Origin of the sequence: Psychrobacter sp. TWR1-1-1 (assembly GCF_049895865.1) — a bacterium.
GTDB lineage: Bacteria > Pseudomonadota > Gammaproteobacteria > Pseudomonadales > Moraxellaceae > Psychrobacter > Psychrobacter immobilis_A.
Window position 1 is genome coordinate 1 of sequence record NZ_JAFCTE010000052.1, and the last position, 1,293, is coordinate 1,293.

Sequence of the window (1,293 nt, forward strand, 5' to 3'; positions counted from 1 at the left end):
TGAACCGCCCCGGAATTGTCGGAGACTCAACATTCTGAGAGAATACGACAATGAAAAGACAAATCTACACTCCTGAGATTAAAGAACGCGCCGTTCGCATGCTGATTGAAGCGTCTGGCGACTATCCTTCTACATGGTCAGCCATTCAAGCCATAGCGTCAAAGATTGGCTGTACGCCTGAGACACTGTGATCCTGACATAAAAAGCACATAGACCAAACCATTCCCGCCTCAGTGCAGGCTCAAAGTGATAAAGAGCGCATCAAAGAGCTTGAACGCGAGAATAAAGAGCTTAAACAAGCTAATGAAATCATCAGAAAGGCTGCGGCTTTTTTCGCCCAGGCGGAGCTCGACCGCACGCCTTAGTAATGATCAGTTTTATTGATAATAACAGAGCTAAATATGGGGTCGAGCTGATCTGTAGAGTCCTACCGATTGCCCCGTCGACTTATTATCGTGCTAAAGACCTAGAAAACAGTCCTGAAAAGCGTTCACTGCGCAGACAGCATGACGACTTTTACATCGGTGAAATCAGACGCATCTGGCAGGACAGCAAGTGCCGTTACGGTGCTCGTAAAGTATGGCAGCAGATGAAAGCTGATGGGTTAAAGATTGCTCGGTGTACCATAGAGCGATTAATGAGACAGCATGGCTTACAAGGTGTCTGGCGTGGTAAGGGCAAGATTACCACCAACAGCCGTGACGACCAGCAGCGCGCTGATGACTTGGTCAATCGCAACTTCAAGGCGCATCGTCCTAACCAGCTTTAGGTAGCGGACTTCACCTACATCAAGACAACGAGCGGCTGGGTATATACTGCTTTTGTTATTGATGTGTTTGCTCGCGCTATTGTGGGCTGGAAAGTTTCTAATCGCATGAACACCGATATGGTAATGGCGGCATTGAACCAAGCAATAGCAGATAGAAACAATCCCAAAGACGTGATTCATCATAGTGATCGAGGGGTTCAGTACTTATCTATTCGCTATACTGATAAGATGAAAGACTCTGGCGTGATTGCATCTGTTGGCACAACAGGCGATTCATACGACAATGCATTGGCTGAAACGGTCAATGGGCTGTGCAAGTCTGAGGTGATTCATTATTTAAAGCAGAACTGGACTGGTGTGAATGATATTGAACTGGCAACCCTTGAGTGGGTAGATTGGTTCAATAAAACACGACTGCATAGCACGATTGGTTATGTGTCACCCTTTGAGTTTGAAAAGCGGTATTATGATAATTTGACCCTGTCGGGTATTGCTGCCTGACTCAAGTAAATCACTCTCCGATA

The 1,293-nt window shown here is 46.2% G+C and carries 1 pseudogene and 1 other annotated feature; the pseudogene reads left to right on the forward strand.

Going from position 1 to position 1,293, the window contains the following annotated elements:
* Positions 1-50: 50 nt before the first annotated feature.
* Positions 51-1,270, forward strand: a pseudogene (locus ACP69U_RS13805) (IS3 family transposase).
* Positions 326-442, forward strand: a sequence feature (AL1L pseudoknot). (Overlaps the previous pseudogene by 117 nt.)
* Positions 1,271-1,293: the final 23 nt, after the last annotated feature.